At 50.4% G+C, this 17,886-nt stretch carries 13 protein-coding genes; 6 read left to right on the top strand and 7 right to left on the bottom strand.

Features of this window, described 5'->3' with window-relative positions; translation table 11 throughout:
* Positions 1–17: 17 nt before the first annotated feature.
* Entirely contained in the window at positions 18–677 is a 660-nt protein-coding gene (locus ABEA14_RS01155) for a response regulator (RefSeq protein WP_345337907.1), read from the bottom strand.
* A 262-nt stretch (positions 678–939) separates the two neighbouring features.
* Between ABEA14_RS01155 and katG the strand changes: the two genes are divergently transcribed.
* From katG to ABEA14_RS01135, 4 genes are all read left to right on the top strand, one after another.
* Complete coding sequence (katG, locus tag ABEA14_RS01150) at positions 940–3,114, top strand: catalase/peroxidase HPI (RefSeq protein ID WP_345337905.1); 2,175 nt, start codon at positions 940–942, stop codon at positions 3,112–3,114.
* 203 nt (positions 3,115–3,317) lie between these two features.
* On the top strand, positions 3,318–4,559 hold the full coding sequence (locus ABEA14_RS01145; RefSeq protein ID WP_345337904.1) for an Nramp family divalent metal transporter: 1,242 nt from the start codon (positions 3,318–3,320) through the stop codon (positions 4,557–4,559).
* Positions 4,560–4,572: 13 nt separating this feature from the next.
* Positions 4,573–5,088: a hypothetical protein gene (locus tag ABEA14_RS01140; protein WP_345337903.1), complete on the top strand. Its 516-nt coding sequence runs from the start codon at positions 4,573–4,575 to the stop codon at positions 5,086–5,088.
* Positions 5,089–5,214: 126 nt separating this feature from the next.
* Complete coding sequence (locus ABEA14_RS01135) at positions 5,215–6,420, top strand: integrase core domain-containing protein (protein WP_345337902.1); 1,206 nt, start codon at positions 5,215–5,217, stop codon at positions 6,418–6,420.
* A 163-nt stretch (positions 6,421–6,583) separates the two neighbouring features.
* On the opposite strand, the gene ABEA14_RS01130 is transcribed toward ABEA14_RS01135, so the two are convergent.
* The 3 genes from ABEA14_RS01130 to ABEA14_RS01120 are packed head-to-tail and all read right to left on the bottom strand — an operon-like array spanning position 6,584 to position 10,342.
* A complete protein-coding gene (locus ABEA14_RS01130; protein WP_345337901.1) occupies positions 6,584–6,907 on the bottom strand; it encodes a YdbL family probable chaperone protein in 324 nt (107 codons plus the stop codon).
* Positions 6,908–6,917: 10 nt separating this feature from the next.
* On the bottom strand, positions 6,918–7,109 hold the full coding sequence (locus ABEA14_RS01125; RefSeq protein WP_377776176.1) for a YnbE family lipoprotein: 192 nt from the start codon (positions 7,107–7,109) through the stop codon (positions 6,918–6,920).
* Positions 7,110–7,135: 26 nt separating this feature from the next.
* A complete protein-coding gene (locus ABEA14_RS01120) occupies positions 7,136–10,342 on the bottom strand; it encodes an intermembrane phospholipid transport YdbH family protein (protein ID WP_465252816.1) in 3,207 nt (1,068 codons plus the stop codon).
* A gap of 109 nt (positions 10,343–10,451) precedes the next feature.
* Between ABEA14_RS01120 and ABEA14_RS01115 the strand changes: the two genes are divergently transcribed.
* On the top strand, positions 10,452–11,996 hold the full coding sequence (locus ABEA14_RS01115) for a phospholipase effector Tle1 domain-containing protein (protein WP_345337899.1): 1,545 nt from the start codon (positions 10,452–10,454) through the stop codon (positions 11,994–11,996).
* A gap of 29 nt (positions 11,997–12,025) precedes the next feature.
* Here the strand turns inward: ABEA14_RS01115 and ABEA14_RS01110 are convergent, their stop codons facing one another.
* The 3 genes from ABEA14_RS01110 to ABEA14_RS01100 are packed head-to-tail and all read right to left on the bottom strand — an operon-like array spanning position 12,026 to position 16,636.
* Positions 12,026–12,577 carry a DUF3124 domain-containing protein gene (locus ABEA14_RS01110; protein WP_345337898.1) on the bottom strand — a complete coding sequence of 184 codons (552 nt, stop codon included), beginning with the start codon at positions 12,575–12,577 and terminating at the stop codon, positions 12,026–12,028.
* A gap of 22 nt (positions 12,578–12,599) precedes the next feature.
* Positions 12,600–13,796, bottom strand: coding sequence for a potassium/proton antiporter (locus tag ABEA14_RS01105; protein ID WP_345337897.1), 1,197 nt, complete (start codon positions 13,794–13,796; stop codon positions 12,600–12,602).
* Positions 13,797–13,849: 53 nt separating this feature from the next.
* Complete coding sequence (locus ABEA14_RS01100) at positions 13,850–16,636, bottom strand: M16 family metallopeptidase (RefSeq protein WP_345337896.1); 2,787 nt, start codon at positions 16,634–16,636, stop codon at positions 13,850–13,852.
* Between the two features lie 162 nt (positions 16,637–16,798).
* Here ABEA14_RS01100 and ABEA14_RS01095 point away from each other — a divergent pair, with 162 nt between their 5' ends.
* A complete protein-coding gene (locus tag ABEA14_RS01095; protein ID WP_345337894.1) occupies positions 16,799–17,869 on the top strand; it encodes an alkane 1-monooxygenase in 1,071 nt (356 codons plus the stop codon).
* The last annotated feature ends 17 nt before the right edge of the window (positions 17,870–17,886 follow it).

The following is a 17,886-nucleotide window of genomic DNA, read 5'->3' as shown; positions in this document are numbered from 1 at the left end:
GCCAAAAAGACCAGACGTTACCCTTCGAAGTGAGTCTGGTCTTTATCCAGCTCTAACTGACCCAGCGCGATCACCGCCTGGGTTCGGTTAGTGACGCCAAGTTTCTTAAAAATCGCGGTGGCATGGGCTTTTACCGTTGCTTCAGATACACCCAATTCTGGTGCGATCTGTTTGTTAAGCAGGCCCTCGGCAAACATCATCAAAATCCGGTACTGCTGTGGTGTTAGCGACGCCACCCGTTCCGCTATTTCAGAGCTGTCGTCCGCCGCCGCAGTGATATCAGCATCAGGTACCCACACGCCGCCATTGAGTACATGTTGAACCGCTTCAACCATGCCGGTCGCAGGCAATGATTTAGGAATAAAACCAGACGCTCCAGATTGAATAGCCTTTTGAATGGTGTCGCGATCTTCGAACGCTGAGACCACCACAACCGGGATCTCGGGAAAGTGGCTGCGAACATGAATCAAGGTAGAAAAACCGTGAGCACCGGGAATCTTCAGGTCGAGAAGCAACAACTCGATCTCGTCATTGGCCTGTAACTGTTGCTCCAGCTGATCGCTGGTTTCAGCTTCCAGCCAGGTGACCTCGGTAAACGCAGGCTTCAGGCTCTCCATAATCGCCTGACGAAACAGGGGGTGGTCATCCGCGACCAACCAGAGGGTATCTTGACTCATCTATTTGAGCTTCTAATGATTATTTGTTTACAAACTAGCCCAACAAAAAGGGTTAGAAAAGATACAAACCTCTGTGTTGTGAGCTAAACACCCGAACAAAGCTAACGCGACAAGCCGTATCACCATGTCCCCAGAGTGACCTCCCTCATCAAAGTGATGATCAAAGAATCCGATTATGAAATTTCGGATTTTCACTTTTACAGATCACAAGCCATTAGCCAGACTTTCGGGTGTTTATACGCCATCCGAACAGGAGCTTAAAATGGCCCAGAACTCCCACGGCAGCGCTGGCAAGTGTCCAGTGATGCACGGCGCAATGACCACCAAAGACCGAACAGAAAAAGACTGGTGGCCCAAATCCCTGAACCTGGACATCCTTCACCAACATGATCAGAAAACAGATCCCATGTCTGCCGACTTCGATTACCAACAAGCAGCCAAAGGGCTGGATTTCGCCGCACTAAAAAATGACCTGACCGCACTGATGACCGACAGTCAGGATTGGTGGCCGGCTGATTGGGGTCACTACGGCGGTTTGATGATACGCATGTCCTGGCATGCTGCAGGAACTTATCGAGTCGCCGATGGCCGTGGTGGTGCGGGTACCGGCAATCTGCGGTTTTCTCCGTTGAACTCTTGGCCTGACAACACCAACCTGGATAAAGCTCGTCGTCTGCTTTGGCCAATCAAACAAAAGTATGGCAACGCTCTGAGTTGGGCTGACCTTATCGCTTATGCGGGCACCATCGCCTATGAATCCATGGGACTTAAAACGTTTGGTTTTGGCTTTGGCCGCAAAGATATCTGGCACCCAGAGAAAGATATCTACTGGGGTGCAGAAAAAGAGTGGCTGGCCCCCTCGGGAGGTGAGAACAGTCGCTACTCCGGCGACCGTGACCTCGAAAACCCGCTTGCTGCGGTAATGATGGGTTTGATCTATGTAAACCCAGAAGGGGTCGACGGTAATCCTGACCCGCTGAAAACCGCCAAGGACGTGCGAGAAACCTTTGCCCGCATGGCGATGAACGATGAAGAGACTGTCGCCCTGACAGCTGGTGGCCATACCGTCGGTAAAGCACACGGTAATGGTGACGCAGGCAAGCTGGGGCCTGAGCCTGAAGCAGGTGAGATCGAAGACCAGGGCTTTGGCTGGCTGAACAAAGAGGGGCGTGGTGTCGGTCGCGATACAGTCACCAGTGGTATTGAAGGCGCATGGACCACACACCCTACGCAGTGGGACAACGGCTACTTCAACCTACTGCTGAACTACGAATGGGAACTTAAGAAAAGTCCTGCTGGTGCCTGGCAGTGGCAACCGGTAGACATCAAAGAAGAAGATATGCCGTTGGATGTGGAAGATCCTTCCAAACGCACCATGCCGATCATGACAGATGCAGATATGGCCATGAAAATGGATCCCGCTTACCGAAAGATCTCAGAACGATTCCATAATGACCCTGATTACTTTGCCGAAACCTTTGCGCGGGCCTGGTTCAAACTCACCCACCGCGATATGGGCCCCAGAGCCAGATATATAGGTCCTGATGTACCTGGTGAAGATCTGCTTTGGCAAGACCCTGTGCCTGCGGGCAACTCGAATTTTGATGTGGCAGCAGTGAAAGCCAAAATCGCCGCAGCAGGCCTAAGCGCCAGCGAAATGATCACTACCGCCTGGGATAGTGCACGTACTTTCCGAAGTTCTGACAACCGGGGCGGTGCCAATGGCGCTCGCATTAGACTCGCTCCTCAAAAAGACTGGGCGGGCAATGAGCCAGAGCGCTTAACTAAAGTGCTTTCTGTGCTGGAGGGCATCGCCAATGATAGCGGCGCCAGCGTTGCAGATGTGATCGTACTGGCAGGCAACCTGGGTGTTGAACAGGCGGCCAAGGCAGCAGGCTACAGTGTGGCAGTGCCATTCGCCCCAGGTCGGGGAGATGCCACCGACGCAATGACGGACGCGGCCACATTTGATGTACTGGAGCCCATTCATGATGGCTTCCGCAACTGGTTAAAGCAGGACTATGCCGTCAGTGCTGAAGAGCTACTGCTGGAACGCAGCCAATTGATGGGACTGACCGCGCCAGAGATGACAGTGTTAATCGGCGGTATGCGGGTTCTTGGGACCAACCATGACGGAACCTCACATGGCGTGTTTACCGACAAAGTTGGCAGCCTGAGCAACGACTTCTTCGTTAATCTGACCGATATGAACAACAGCTGGCATCCAGTTGCGAACAACCTGTATGAGATCCGTGAACGTTCGTCTGGCGCAGTGAAATGGACCGCCACCCGTGTAGACCTGGTATTTGGCTCAAACTCGCTACTCAGGGCCTACGCCGAGCTTTATGCGCAGGACGACAATAAAGAGAAGTTTGTTCATGACTTTGTTGCCGCTTGGAGCAAAGTCATGAACGCAGACCGCTTTGATTTGAACTAAAACCCACGGCTACGGATCACCACATTCGGCAGTGTGGATGTGGTGATTCGCCTTTCGACTTTTAACCACATCAAATAACAATTCGCCCTCATTTTAAGTTCAGCAAAATCGAAACCGACAAATTCAGGTCGTCTTCCCGCTTCAGTGATCGTAGGCTAGGCAGTTAGGAAACAAATACTTGCTGCAAGAAAGACGATAACAATATGGATAAGAAGACGCTTTCTATTATTCTTCCGGGGCTGCTGATAGCCGCAACGGGCGTTGGTGCCGGAGACTTGGCTACTGCCGGTTTCGCTGGCAGCCATCTGGGGGTTGCTGTTCTATGGGCCGTTGTTTTGGGCGGTCTGTTTAAGTTTGCATTAACCGAAGGCATTGCCCGCTGGCAGTTGGTAAATGGCGATAGTCTTATCGATGGTCTGGCTACCCGATTTGGCAAACCTTTTATCTATATCTTCCTCACTTACCTGGTGCTCTGGTCTTTCTTTGTTGGTTCGGCGCTCATCAGTGCCAGTGGCGTTTCGCTACATGCGTTGCTGCCAATACTTGAACCGGCCAATGGCAAGATTGTGTTTGGCATTGTCTGCAGCTTGCTGGGGCTACTGTTGGTGCGTGGTGGCAACTTCGCCCTGTTCGAAAAGGTAATGGGTTTTTCTATCGCCATTATGGTGGTGATCGTGCTTTCTACTGCAGTGGTGCTCTGGCCCGGCAATAGTGAGGTTCTATCCGGGCTGTTTATTCCTTCAATTCCAGACGTTAACGGCAAGGGCCTGACCTGGACCGTCGCGCTGATTGGCGGTGTGGGTGGCACACTCACCATCTTCTCTTACGGTTATTGGATCCGAGAAAAACACCGTACCAGCCGCGACGATATTCGCACCTGTCGCATCGACTTGATGGTGGGTTATGCCGTTACCATCCTGTTTGGCCTGGCGATGGTGATTATCGGCAATACCGTGACAGTTGAAGGCAAAGGCAGCGGTTTGATTATTAACCTTGCCAGCAGTCTCGAAGCCGCATTAGGTCCGGCTGGTAAATGGCTGTTTTTGGTCGGTGCCTTCTTTGCAATCTTCAGCAGTTTGTTGGGTGTTTGGCAGGCTGTGCCTTATATGTTTGCTGACCTGATGAAGCACCTGACACCTTCCTCCAGCGATAAATCAGATGATTCAAAAACATCAGCTAAGTTGACCGAGACCTCAAGTTATAAGCTGTTTCAGTTGGCACTGGCCTTAGTACCAATAATGAGTTTGTGGGTAAGCTTTAAAGAGGTTCAAAAACTCTACTCGATAGTGGGCACCTTCTTTATGCCGTTTCTGGCACTCGCCCTGCTCTACTTCAACAACCGTAAGGGGATGGGCTCGGATAAAAACAGCCTGTTGTTTAACGGCATGCTGTTGGTGACCCTGGTGTTTTTCTCTTATGTGGCATGGCAGAAGTTTTTTGGTTAGGCGGAGCAAACAAATGAGATTTAAGTGCTTTGGTCTACTGTTCGCAGTGACACTTATGTTATTTCCGAGATTTGCAGTGGCATTTCAATGTCCTGTAGACGTCACTCCAGAGGAACAGTTTAAGGCTACGGATAGAAGCTTTCTGATATATGTTACTGATACCCAGATCGAGGAAAAGTTAACCGAAAAACTGGCTCAAACCTATCCTGCGATGGAAGTAGAGAAAGAGCACATGAAGTTCATATCTGCAGGTTATAAAGTCATTGAAGAGTTCAAAGGCGATGAGAACTATACTCCTCGGTTAATCGACATTTTAGGAATTGGCACTGGTTATGTTGGACTGGTCCCCGGCAGTTATTATCTTGTCATGCTGCCACAGCAAGCTACCAATTCAAATGAAACCGAAGGAATGAGACATGTAGACATATGCTCGGTGCCTCTCGGCCATTACCAGTTAAGAAATGAAAAATTGCAAAGTGAGCTAGATAAGTTCAGAACGATCAGAGACAAGTTGAAGGCCGAAAAATAAAGCTGCTTCTGGCTACTTTTTTGATTGAGTAAATTGTTATTACCTACCAGCCTGACGTATGGGCTTGTACAAACCGGCAGGATAGGTAACAAAACAAACCGGGAACATAGGTTACAGATAAGCTGCATGGGGAAGGAGGACTTGCCCATGCCTTGGATTGAGACCTGTGTTATGGACCAAAAGATAGAAGTTGTCGGTGCTTACCTGAAAGGTGGGGTGACGATAACCGCGTTGGCATCGGCTTATGGGGTTAGCCGTAAAACGATACACAAGTGGGTAAGCCGCTATGAAGCGCAAGGACCGGAAGGTTTAGCAGAGCGGTCTAGGGCACCAAAGCGTTGTCCTCACGCAACGGATGATGTTGTTGTGGCCGCGCTGATAGATGCCAAGCAACGATTTCCCAGTTGGGGCCCGAAGAAACTGATTGATTTGCTCAGGCAGGAACAACCGGACTGTCATTGGCCTGCAGACAGCACCGCGGGTGAGATACTCAAGCGGTTTGGTCTGGTAAAGAAGCGGCGAGTGAAACGCAAAGTACCGGCAGATGGGTTGCCCTTTTCTGAATGTAACCAGAGCAACCAATGCTGGAGTGCCGACTTTAAAGGCGACTTTCGCTTGGGTAATAAACAGCGCTGTTATCCGCTGACTATTACCGATAACTACAGTCGTTACCTGCTGACTTGTCGCAGCTTACCCAGCATTCGCTATCAGGATGTGCGTGGGTGGTTTGAGTGGGTGTTCAGGGAATATGGTTTACCGGATACCATCCGAACGGATAACGGCGTGCCGTTTGCGTCAAGAAGCCTGGGTGGTCTGAGCCAATTGTCCAAGATGTGGATTGACCAGGGTATTCGGCCAGAGCGGATTAAACCGGGCAGGCCACAACAAAATGGCCGCCATGAGCGCATGCACCGCAGCCTGAAGGACGCGGTCTGCAAACAACCGGGCTACAGCTTGCTTCAACAGCAGCGCCGGTTTGACCGGTTTGTACAGGAGTACAATGAGTTACGCAGTCATGAGGGGCTTGAACGGCAAACACCAGCGAGTGTCTATGTGCCGTCAAACAGGGTCTATTCATCGCTGATATTGCCGCCTGAATATGATTCAACCATGACAGTACGAAGCATTCGTCACAACGGTGAGATGAAGTGGTTGAATGAGAAACTGTATGTGTCTGAGCTGCTGGCAAAAACCCGAGTTGGGCTATTACAGACCGATAACCACTTGTGGGATATCTACTATCGCTTTCAACACATTGGGCGGTTGAATGAACGGACGATGAAGATTGAGCAACTGACCGAATGGCGTTGCTCAACCTTTGAAAAGGTGTAACCCATGTTGCCGGTTTAAAGTGTTACCTATGTTCCGGTTGCACAGCTTTGAGTCCTCTCCTAGGGGAGAGGATTTAGGTGAGGGGTCTTTTTCTTGGAAGCTATAAGTACCCTTCACCCTAGCCCTCTCCCATAGGAGAGGGAATCAGAGATGTTTACAGGGATTACTTCTTCACCCAAGTGCCATCTGCGGCCTGAACATATTGGCCTGTGGGGGTTTTATCTATCGCTTTTTTGCCTGCCAGCATTGCTACCTGCTCCAACGTGAGCTGATTTTTCTTAGCGATTTTTAAATAAGCTTCCTGACGTTTGGTGTTGATGTCAGCCACCAGTGCATTCACATCAGCAGAGGCAACTACCACACCCAGATAACCATCAAGTTGTTCACCCACCAAGCCTTGCTGTTTAGCAGCGTCTAATGTGATGGCGGCAAACAGAGCAGCACTGAACAGCAGGGTCGCGAAAAATAATCCAATTCGTTTCATCATCATGTGCTCCTTAGAATAATCCTGAATCGTCACTGAATAGCTCGTCGAGTTCTTTCTCAACTTTGACTTTGATTTCATGCTCAATCTTTACGTTGAGATTAATCGTGATGGGTTTCTCCGGGGCTGCGATCTCCACCCGGGGAGTACAGGCCATCACCCAGAACGCCAAGCTGGCAAGCAGCACTAGCTGAGGTTTATGCATACAAACTCCTTGTTAACCAGCACACCTTAATTGGCCCCCTGGCTTTGGTTTAACTGTTCCTCGATCTGTTGCCTGAAACTATCACTCATTCTCAGACTTTTTAACAGGTCAAAGAGGTTCTCTTCATGACTGTAATTCAAATGTATCGGTCTGGTTTGATTTGGATTTTTTCCATGCACAGTCGCTTTAATCAACGCTTCACCATCATTCTCCATGGAGACATCGGCACTCAATAAACCTATCTGCATCTGTTTGAGATTTTCTAACACCAGTGCAAAGGCTGGGTTAGCAGCGGCATACTGATCTATAACGCTGGGATCGTTCACTTTCACAAACAGCGTGTCACGGTTGACGATACGCCCGTTCTCAACCCTAACTCCCTGTGCTGTTGCCATCATGGGCAGGGACATATTGACTCGGCCTCGCAAGTCGACCACGGGGGACTCCTGCATAGCTAACGCGCCCGAGAGATCCAATCCGGTAACGGTGACCGTTTCTAATGCCGTTGCAGGATAGGTTATCTGAGGAGCATAGGCCTGCCCATCCAACACGTTGGCTTGCACATTCGTGAGACGTGCAACCAACTGCGGGACTGGCTCTACTGCCTGTTCAGCGTCGGCGGCGGATTTGTTTGGCGCCGCTAACTTTAACTGCCAATTAGACGACATATCTGAGATCGGAATGCCGGGGAACAGGCTGGCGGCACGAATATCACCTTCGGCGTCGACCGAAACACCACTTTGACTTTGCTTTCCAGTGAATTGCGCTTGCCCAGTGATGCCATTAAACAGAATACCGGTGTAGTCACCTGCGATATCAAGCCAGTGCATCTGCCCTTCAAAAACCGGAGATTGGGTTATCCCTGTGGCTTTACCTTCACCGCTAATGTTGCCGCTACTTAGCAGCAGTACCGGATCTATCAGATGACCGTATGGTGCCAAGGCGACCTGTTCTGCGCGCCAGTTCACTTGATCAGATTTTGGCGAATACTCGACAAACAGTTGGCCATGTCCGGTCTGAAGCGTCTTCATATTGATGACGTTGGCAAAATCGGCGTTTGCCTGAATGGGCTGCTGCAAATCGAATGGAAGAAGCTGTGCGGAAAGCTTTGGCATGGGGATAGCGTCACGCCCCAGCCGCACCTTATCGGCAACCAGTTCGATGTTCGCCTGCTCGGAGTTGTTGATTGGATATACGGTTAACGGTTTGCTCAAGTAGCCATCCCACACACCGACACTCAGTGCTTTTGGTGCATTAGGGTCCTTGTTTTTCAGTTCGCCTTGGCCAATCAAACGATTGATAACCACTGTCGGGGCAGAAACTGCCTCACCGACTTTTGCCTCCAGTTGCCACTGGCTACCTAGGACAAAATCAGCCTGAGTCAGATCGGCACGGCTGGTGAGCTTAAATGTTCCGTGCAGTTTATCCGCAACTTGGTCAGCATTGAGTTGGCTTTCGAACCGCCCTTCGCCATAGGGGTGTAAAACCTTGCCGTTAGCTTCCAACGTCGATAGTCCGCGGTGCCAGGACAGTTGGGCTCCCGGCGCTAAATCCAGGCTTGCAGGCAGTTCGGGATGCTGATGTTTCACTGATAACTGAGCAAACTCAGCAACCACTCTTTCCGTATCACCATTTATGGTTAGCTGCGTCTGATAGCTTAACTCACTGTCAGCAAGCAGCGTTTTATCGGCGATCGCACCCGCTCCGCTAATACCTGCTTGGTAGCGCAAGCTCTTATGTTCAAAGGTGGCAGAGATATCCGTTTGATTGTGCTTAAGCGCAGGGTGTTTTGCCGTTAGTGCCAGAGCTGCTTCAGTCGCGGTTTCACTTAAGTTTACCGGGCCTTCTAATTTGGCGCTTAGTTGCTGTTCAGGAAGCGAGATATTCAGAGCCAGTTCGCTGCTCAGCGCAAATGTGGATATATCCAGTTGCCATGGCAGCTCAATACTCAGTTGCATTTTCTCCTGCAATAGCGGGACTAGGTCAAGAGCTTCGTTAGAGGCTTTATTGGAGGCTTTCTTTGCGCTTGAGATAGCGAGATTTTCCAGTTGGTAACTGAAAGATGCTAAGCCTTCAAAACCCGGATAAGAGTGATTACCTTCAACGGCACCTAACGCGCCCTGCCCCGAAAGCTTTAAGTTCCAGGTTTCATTTGGGTGCAGCAGCCATCCAGAGTTTTGGTCCTGTTCCGATTCAGTCTTTTGCCCTGACGCTATCTGACTATTGAGGGATAGCTCCGGCCAAGCCAACCAACCGTCAGTGAAAAACTGCAGTGGCAGGTTTTGCACCTGTTCGCTTGTCGTCATCGAGACGTCCACAGCTCCGTCATCAATCACAAAGCTGACTTTTTCAGGACGTCCATACAGATTAAATGGCAGCAGAATCTGGTTGATAGGCAACGGCTTTACTTGGTTAGCGTCTGCAACATCTGCAGTATTGTCGGCAACTTCATCCGTCACCTCATCAGTAACGAGTGGCAATGGATTTTGCCAAGACAGTTCACCCTCTAAATCAAACAGATAATCGGTTTGAATAGTGCCATTCAGTTTGGCTTGCCAGTGTTTCTGTTCAGCGCGAAACTCCAGCGCCTTTGAGGTTTGATTAAACGCGGTTTTAAAAGAGAAAGGCGTAGTTGTCAGCAGCGCAGGAGGTAGGAAAGATGCGCTGTTATCTAAAGGCACCAGCTTACCAACCACACTGATCTGTTCAGAGTCGAGCTGCGCCTGGAGTTCGGCCGATATCCAGGATTCAATGGTAAGCTGTTTAATCGTCAAATCGACGTTGGGAATCGAAGCTGACCAGGCCATCTCAGGCAATTGCGGGGGAAAAGCTTCGCTACTTTCGGCTGGTTCTTGCGGAGCAGAGTGGCTGACCAGGCAAACGGCAGGCACCCAAACCAGCTCACTTTCAACCTGCCAGGCTGATGGTAACCATGTATTGGGCGTGATTTTCAATCCTTTAATGCGAATGGCACAGCCGGATGGGGTCTCCATTTGCCAAGTGATCTGCCCCACTTCGACCGTTCGACTGGTCCAGTGCCATTCCATATCACTCAGCGATAACTGCGGTGGCCAACAACTATTAACCGCCCACCACAAGGCGCCCCCCACAGCTAAAAACAGTGCGAGCAGAGTGATGCTAATCCACTTTAATGCGGCAAATATTATGGGCCGACTGGACAAAGTAACGAACGGATAAACAAGCCTTGTTATCAGCCTATCACATGCAGTCATCTTTCAACGAAAATAAACAGTTAGCGAATCCCGTCTTGCGATACGACTGCTAAAATCAATAAATCAGTTCCTCTGGCAGGAAGAGCCAGCCTTAAGTAAGGAAGACGAGATGGGACGCACCTTTATATTTTGCTTTGATGGCACCTGTAACGCCCCCGACGATGCAGAGCAATCAATCGATTCGGGAGGGCAGCCCGAAGACGAAAACATCTCCAACGTACTCAAATTCCATCTGCTCTGTGGAGGTTCGCTCGCGGTACAAGGTGCAGGCTGGGTGCCCAACCAAAAGTGTTACTACTACGCGGGCATTGGCACCTATGGCAACTTTCTGCAAAAGGCGATTAATGCTGCCCTTGCCCCTGAAGGCAGTGATGTTGCTCAGATCCTGAAGCGAGCCATCGTCGACTTTACCCGAGCAAACTTTCGCCCTGATGAAGATAAGTTGTTAGTGGTGGGATTCAGTCGCGGTGGGGCACTGGCCAGGCGCTTCGCAGGCATTATCGCCAAGACCATAGAAAAGCCCTGCTTCTATGAAGCGATTTTCGACACGGTAGCGTCAATCGGCAATCCGGATATAGACAAGGAGAACCGGCCAAAGTCGGAGGTGCTTTTCGAAAACTGCACATTACCAAGCAACGTTGTTGCAGCGCTGCATCTGGTGTCTTTGGATGACCAACGCAAAGCGTTTCAACCCACCTTAATGAACAACGAGGAGAAAGTGACCGAACTGTGGCTTGCCGGTGCTCATTCCGATGTTGGTGGTGGTTTTTATCAGGATGGCCTGTCTGATCATGCGTTGAAATTGATGATGGAGTGGCTGCTGACGCAAGATATATCCGTCACCATAAAGAGCTACCAGGATATTAAGTACGACAATATTCTCCCGGATGACGTTGACTATACAATTTGCCCCGATGATGTCATGGTCAAACCGGATCCGCTTGGAACCATTCACCTCCAGGACAGAGGCTGGTTGTTCAACGCCATCACACTGGAGTCTCGTACCTGTTGCGTTATCAGAAACGACCAACCAACCGACCTTCCCCCGAAAGTACATTGGAGTGTTGGCTGGCGCATTCACCAAAGCAGTGACTATCGCCCTCGCTCTCTCAAAGGCGTCAAACACCTTACCAGCTACCCAGATCAGGAGCAGGTGGTATGCCATGGATTAGCTCCGCACATAGAGATGGGGCAACTGAACATTAAGCGACTGAAAATGAACGAATCAGCCATAGTGTATGCCTACGCATCGGAGAAATATAATCGCACCGGACTATTGCTAGCAGCTGGAGAAAACTATCTGTTTGAGGTCGCTGAAGACCAGGAGTGGTATGACAGTGATATTGCCTGTAATGCCGAAGGATGGACCCGGGATGATGTAGAACTGGGGTTTGTCGAGTTACCCATTGCGATGTTTGAACCCAATCGACGCATCTCCAGTGCAAACTGGTTCTCTCTTTGCGGTGCTATCGGCTTATCGGAAAATGAGCTGTTTGAGATAGGTAAAGAGGTGAAATACACCCCTCGCACTTCCGGCGAGTTTTGCCCTTTCGCCAATGACCTGGATAAATTTTATGGTAACAATCGCGGTCGACTGGCGATCAAGGTGACCCGTAAAGCCACCTCTGACAGGGTCCATATGGCATTTGAATAGCGCCTTCGGGCGCTATCAAAACAGCTCACTTAGCGTACTGCCTGACCGCGACTGGTGACGGATATTTCGGTATATTCCGACGACCCGACCATTACCGCTTCAAATATCGGTGTCGCCACAGGCTGTTCACTTTGCCAGGTCACCACAAAGCTGGCGCCTGAACCACCCCGAATATCCGACTTCTTCGCCAGGTATTCAGCACTGGCAAGTGGCCCTAGCTCAATCGGCTGCTTTACCATCTGCTCGATGCGAGAGCCGCGAGAATCGACGTATTCAACTGAGATAATTTGGATTGGCAGCTCTGGATCTGTGTTGCGCAGAATCAACGTGGTTTCCAGCAGCAGCGGTTTGCCGCCATCACCATAGACATGAGAGTAGCTGGGGATGTAGCTCTTATGTGCCTCGCCAGTCGCAGGAAGCTCCTGTAGCACGCGATGGGAAGTGTTAGCCTGACCAAATGCCAGCTTGTCTTCCATATCTTCCATCTTCCCAACTAGCGTGCCGAGATAGATACTGGTACCGACCAGCGTCACGATTATTGCGACCGCGATCCACATTACCCAAAACTTCTCTTTTGCCATGTTTCCCTCTCAATAAGCGTCGCTATTTTTTTGGCTCTTCTATCAGATCCAATTTACGGGCTAAAGGTTCCAACAAACTACCCTGAAACAATATAGATATCAGCACAGTAAAGAACACCATATGTTTCATCTCGACCCCACCACTGACACCGGCAGCGGCAGGAATTAATGCAAATACAATCGGCGTAGCACCCCGTAATCCAATTGCCGATATAAACACCCGTTTGCGTTTACTCACTTTCCTAAACGGCAGGTAACACAGCCAAACCGCCAAGGGCCTGGCAATCAACATTAACAATATGGCTGGCAACAAAGATATAAACAGTACCGACCATAGTTGTTGCGGAGACAGCTGCAGACCGAGCACCACAAACATCAGTGACTGTGCGAGCCAAGCCAAACTGTTGAAGAAGTGACGGCTGACTTCCATTCCACGCAACACGTTATTGCCCAGGATCACGCCTGCCACGTACGCAGCAATCAATATGTTGCCCCCTAACGCCGCCGTACCGTAGGCCGCCAGTACAAAACAGCAAAGAATAAACACTGGGATCTGGCCGAATTCAGGTAGACGCACCTGATTCAACAACCATGCTCCCAATTGTCCAACCAGATAACCTCCTGCCACACCAATAAAAACCTGTTGGCACAGGGTCATCATCATTTGATTGGTCGACAGTGAAAGCTCCGAGTTCAGCGCCATTTGGGTCAACAGCAACACCATGATCATGGCGATAGGATCGTTGGTGGCAGACTCAAACTCCAGCACTGTGTCGGTATGCTCTTTGAGCTTTAGCTTTTTCGATTCAAGAATAGAAAACACCGCAGCCGCATCGGTAGAAGAGACGATGGCGGCAAACAAAAAGCACAGGATCAGCGGCATATCAAAGATAAGGTTCATCATCAGCCCCATACAGCCGATGGTAAGCAATACCCCGATAGACGAGAGCATGCCGCCTTCCCGCCATGCCACGCGGATATTACCCATAGAGGTGTTTAAGCCGCCGACGAAAACAATAATATTTAGCGCCGCTGTACCTATGCTGGAGGTAAGCTGCAGATTGTCATAATCGAAATTGAATTCGCCATTGCCGATAAGCAGGCCAACGCCCATAAAAATGAGCAAAGAGGGAACACCCAGCGTGCGAGAAGGGTGATGCAAAAGAATGCCGACTGCGACGAGGGCAGCAAAGCCGAGTAACCCTACTTCATACGACATCAGCCCTCCCGTAAAAGATACGTGCGGGGCCGATGCTCACGGCCCCTGTTTAGCTATCCCTGCGGCCTGACGTATTCTGTCACATTTTCAATACCTAAGGCCTTGAGCTGCGGCAAGATCTTTTCCTTGTCGCCAACGATCACCCACGCCAGTTTGTCAGGGTGCAGGGTATTTACCGCCGCCGTTTTCACGTCCGCAATCTGCAACGCGCGATACTGACTGGCCAGTAGCGAAACATAGTCGTCATCACGGCCAAAACGTTGGTTGCTCAATAAAGCTGACAATACACTGCCTGCAGTTTCGTAGCGACCGGGTAGTTGCCTTGAGCGATAGGTTACCACGCGCTGAAGTTCAGCTTCGGTGATCGGTGCTTTACCCAAGTAATCATTAAACTCTCGATTGATTTCAGCAATCGAATCACCGGTTTTATCTGTCTGCACCGGCGCATAGATCATCCATGGACGCTGACCTTTGGCATCTATCAAGAAAGAATACGCACCGTAAGCCCAGCCTTTCTCTTCCCGCAGGTTCATATTCAATCGCGCAGTAAACAAACCACCCACAGCATCATTCATGGTGCGTATCGCCAGGTTGTTTTCAGCGCTGGTCGACGGTGCCACATGCCCTGCCAAAATAAGTGACTGCGGCGAACCGGGTTTATCAACGATAACCACCTGGCCCTGTTCAGGCAGGTCCACCATTGGCAACTGTTTCGTTGGTTTAGCTTTCTTGTTTGCCTTCCACTGGCCAAAACTCTGCTCCAGCATCGGCATCAAGCTGTCCATTTCAATATCACCGACGACAAACAAGGTGCCATTGTCCGCACGGAGCCAATCGCCGTGGAACTTCTGCAGGTCCTGCTGGCTGATGCTCTTAACCGCCTGTGTCGTTCCCGAGCCAGTCAAGGGCACACTGTAAGCATGCCCCTCACCGTACATCAGCTCGGGAAGCGTATGCATAGCAATTGAGACAGGGCTGGCCCACTCTTGTTCAATATCCGCCAACACAATTTGCCGTTGACGCGCAAGCGCCTCGCTATCAAACAAAGGACGCTGAATCACATCAGCCATCAGAGTTAACCCATCGGAAAGGTTGCCACTCAGCGCAGACAAGGTCACAGTGGATGTGTCCAAACTGGAGCTTGTTCTAAGCGTGGCCCCTAAGGTTTCCAATGCTTCCGCCAGCGCAAGACTGGAATAGTTTTCACTGCCTTCATCCAACATATTCAATGTGAGATTCGCTAGGCCAGGCTTGCCACCGGCATCGGCGGCATAACCGGCATCAAACTGCATAGCGACATTGACCACGGGCACAGTGCTACGCTTGGCAAATACCACCTCAATACCGTTGCTGAGAGTGCCCCGCTCAATCGCAGGAAAACTCAGATCTGGCGTGCTGGCAACTTGCGGCAGCTGGCTGCGGTCAGCACCACCACCTGCTATTTGTGGCTCTCCATAAGACAATACAGTGAGCTGATAATCACCCTGGCTTAGCCACTTAGCCGATACTTGCTGAACATCATCGGCACTGGCTTCGCTGAGCCAGGCTAAGCCTTGTCGCCAGAAGTCAGGACGCCCACCATAAAGCTGGCTTTCGGCCAACAGGCTGGCCTTACCATAGAAGCCACCTACCTTCTCCAAGCCGCGGGCAAAGCTCGCCAGGGTTTTGGTTTTAGCGCGTTGCACTTCGGCAGGTGTTGGTCCTTGTTCCAGGAATTTCAGCCACTCTTCGTCGATAACCTGATTCACAAGGTGACGATCAGCATCGGTTTTCAGATCTGCCTGCAGATAGAAAAAGCTGGTTAGTTCGTGTGGTTCCAGCTGCACTGTAACCGAGGTAGCCAGCTGCTCGTCATACACTAAACGTTGGTACAAGCGGGAAGTTTTTCCCTGACCTAATATCTGTGCTGCCAGTTCAAGCTGATAGCGTGGCAATGTGGTTCGACCGGGCACGGCAAAATAACGAAAAATACGCGGGTTGGGTACGCGGTCATACATCTCTTCGCGAGTGGTTTGGCTGCGCGTTGGCACCATAGCCTGAAGTCGGTGCAGTGGCGGTCCCGCAGGAATATCACCAAAGTACTTCTCCATCAGCGGCTTAGCGGTCGCCTTGTCGATATCACCGGCCAATACGATCACAGCATTGTCAGGACCGTAATACTGTTTAAACCAGGCATGCACGTCATCTAATGTCGCTGCTTCCAGATCCTCCATAGAGCCAATCGTTGACCAGCGATAAGGATGCCCTTCAGGGAACAAACCTTCGAGAATGCGATATTCGGTAGTGCCGTAAGGGCGGTTGTCCCCCTGACGCTTTTCGTTCTGAACTACGCCTCGCTGGTTGTCCAGCTTCTCCTGAGTTACCGCGCCAAGCAGGTGGCCCATGCGGTCTGACTCCAGGAACAGCGCCAGTTCAACAGCGGGCGTAGGCACGGTCTGGAAATAGTTAGTACGATCAAACCACGTCGTACCGTTTAGATCGGTGGCTCCAACAGCTTCAAGTGGCTCAAAATACTCGCCATTGTGGTTCTCTGAACCGTTAAACATGAGGTGTTCAAACAGATGGGCAAAACCGGTTTTGCCCGAAACTTCATCTTTTGAGCCAACGTGATACCAGACACTCACGGCTACAAGCGGTGCTTTGCGGTCCTCATGGACTATAACCGTCAGGCCATTTTCAAGCTCGAATGCTTCATAGGGAACGTCAATATCTTCAAGGGAAACAGGGAGCGGTTGCGTATTTGGGGCACTCGTAGCCACGGGCTCTGAGGTGGTTTGCTGGCAGGCAAACAGCCCCATACTTATCAACGAAACAAAAACGGCCTTGAAAACCACTTTCATGAAAATCTCCTACGCGAATGATGTCTTCCGTTAAGCGACTTTGGTTACCTCAACTACCTTAGCTGATTTACAAATAAGCGCTAGCCAATTGAGATTATTAGAAAAATCACAATCGAGTAAAAGCACTATACTTGGAGTACGAGACTCAACTGCAAATTGATTATGGCTACCAGCAAACTCACTCAACCGTCAGCCTTGCTGTTTCTGGCTCCAACAACCCTGCCCTTTCTCAGCTTTATGCTGGTGTTAGGGGGCATCAATCCAGACCTGGCCGGTTGGCTACCGATGCTGGTGATGTTTGGGTTTATCCCCCTAATTGATTACCTGGGAGGAGAACGGAAAAGCAATCCTGAGCTTCCAGACAGGTCAGAAGCATCAGCGATTGTATGGTTGCCCTGGTTTGCATTACCCCTATGTTTTTTCTGTTTGCTAGGCACCACCTGGATTATCAGCCAAATCTCTTTAACTGCTGTTGGGCTCTTAGGTTGGGTGATCAGTTTAGGCGTCATCATGAGTACCGTTGGCATTACTGCAGCTCATGAACTTATCCATAAACGCAGTCAATTCGAGCAATTAAGTGGCGGACTTCTGCTCTCATTAACCTGTTATGCCAGCTTTAAAATCGAGCATATCTACTGGCACCACGCCCACGTTGCCACACCTGTGGACCCAACCACGGCCAAGTACAATCAGAGCCTTTACCGTTTCTTACTCACAGTGTTTCGCCACAATGCCGTTAACGGCTGGAAGCTTGAAGCGCAACGCTTGAATAAACGGGGTTTTAGTTTCTGGTCGTGGCATAACCAGCTGTTTTGGTATTACGGCATCAGCGTCATTTTGGCGGGGTTGGCATTTGTCACATTTGGCGCGTTAGGACTGTTTGTGTTTCTGGCACAGTCGTTGGTTGCAATTACCCTATTGGAGACAATCAACTATATCGAGCACTATGGTCTAGTCCGCGAAGAGCGACGCCCCGGGCGTTATGAACCCGTTGCCCCTCATCACTCTTGGAATGCGCCTTATCGATTCAGCAACCTTCTGTTGATACAACTACAAAGGCATAGCGATCACCATGCGTTCGCTCAGCGTCCTTACTATGCGCTGCAGCATCATGAAGCAGCGCCACAATTGCCCGCGGGATACCCATTTATGGTGCTGATCGCTTTGTGTCCGCCACTTTGGCGAAAAGTGATCCACCCTCGGCTTAAAGCGGCATTATCAAATTCAGGTTAGGGCGTGTTGACCTTTCG

Source organism: Corallincola platygyrae (assembly GCF_039544265.1).
In the GTDB taxonomy this organism is placed as follows: domain Bacteria; phylum Pseudomonadota; class Gammaproteobacteria; order Enterobacterales; family Neiellaceae; genus Corallincola; species Corallincola platygyrae.
The sequence above is the reverse complement of the archived record's forward strand: the minus strand, read 5'-3'. Positions and strand labels throughout refer to the sequence as shown.

What these genes read in the sequence shown, in the direction of transcription:
- ABEA14_RS01115 (WP_345337899.1), top strand. Translation starts at nt 10,452, where the DNA reads ATGGGACGCACCTTTATATTTTGCTTTGATGGCACCTGTAACGCCCCC.
- ABEA14_RS01110 (WP_345337898.1), bottom strand. Translation starts at nt 12,577, where the DNA reads ATGGCAAAAGAGAAGTTTTGGGTAATGTGGATCGCGGTCGCAATAATC.
- ABEA14_RS01130 (WP_345337901.1), bottom strand. Translation starts at nt 6,907, where the DNA reads ATGATGAAACGAATTGGATTATTTTTCGCGACCCTGCTGTTCAGTGCT.
- ABEA14_RS01120 (WP_465252816.1), bottom strand. Translation starts at nt 10,342, where the DNA reads ATGACTGCATGTGATAGGCTGATAACAAGGCTTGTTTATCCGTTCGTT.
- ABEA14_RS01100 (WP_345337896.1), bottom strand. Translation starts at nt 16,636, where the DNA reads ATGAAAGTGGTTTTCAAGGCCGTTTTTGTTTCGTTGATAAGTATGGGG.
- ABEA14_RS01105 (WP_345337897.1), bottom strand. Translation starts at nt 13,796, where the DNA reads ATGTCGTATGAAGTAGGGTTACTCGGCTTTGCTGCCCTCGTCGCAGTC.
- ABEA14_RS01155 (WP_345337907.1), bottom strand. Translation starts at nt 677, where the DNA reads ATGAGTCAAGATACCCTCTGGTTGGTCGCGGATGACCACCCCCTGTTT.
- ABEA14_RS01145 (WP_345337904.1), top strand. Translation starts at nt 3,318, where the DNA reads ATGGATAAGAAGACGCTTTCTATTATTCTTCCGGGGCTGCTGATAGCC.
- ABEA14_RS01125 (WP_377776176.1), bottom strand. Translation starts at nt 7,109, where the DNA reads ATGCATAAACCTCAGCTAGTGCTGCTTGCCAGCTTGGCGTTCTGGGTG.
- ABEA14_RS01095 (WP_345337894.1), top strand. Translation starts at nt 16,799, where the DNA reads ATGGCTACCAGCAAACTCACTCAACCGTCAGCCTTGCTGTTTCTGGCT.
- katG (WP_345337905.1), top strand. Translation starts at nt 940, where the DNA reads ATGGCCCAGAACTCCCACGGCAGCGCTGGCAAGTGTCCAGTGATGCAC.
- ABEA14_RS01140 (WP_345337903.1), top strand. Translation starts at nt 4,573, where the DNA reads ATGAGATTTAAGTGCTTTGGTCTACTGTTCGCAGTGACACTTATGTTA.
- ABEA14_RS01135 (WP_345337902.1), top strand. Translation starts at nt 5,215, where the DNA reads ATGGGGAAGGAGGACTTGCCCATGCCTTGGATTGAGACCTGTGTTATG.